Origin of the sequence: Achromobacter sp. SIMBA_011 (assembly GCF_046535435.1) — a bacterium.
Lineage (GTDB): Bacteria > Pseudomonadota > Gammaproteobacteria > Burkholderiales > Burkholderiaceae_B > Achromobacter > Achromobacter dolens.
The window spans coordinates 1-245 of sequence record NZ_JAWRWN010001040.1 but is presented as its reverse complement, the minus strand read 5'-3'; the positions used below and the strand labels follow the sequence as shown (position 1 = coordinate 245).

Annotated in this window: 1 protein-coding gene; it reads left to right on the top strand. The window is 58.8% G+C overall.

Annotation, left to right across the window (positions count from 1 at the left end):
* Positions 1-245 (top strand): SDR family NAD(P)-dependent oxidoreductase (locus SB816_RS34190; RefSeq protein WP_410548521.1); only part of this gene is annotated, 245 nt, incomplete at both ends.

The following is a 245-nucleotide window of genomic DNA, read 5'->3' as shown; positions in this document are numbered from 1 at the left end:
CGATATCAACGAACAGGCGCTTTCCACCCTGAAAGGTGCGGAAACGCGGGTTCTGAACGTGCTGGATGGCGACGGCGTCAAGGATTTCGCCGCCGATATCGGCCATGCGGATGTGCTGTTCAACTGCGCCGGTTTCGTTCATTCCGGCACCATTCTCGACTGCGAGGAAAAGGACTGGGATTTCTCCTTCGATCTCAATGCCAAGGCCATGTACCGCACCTGCCGCGCCTTCCTGCCCGGCATGC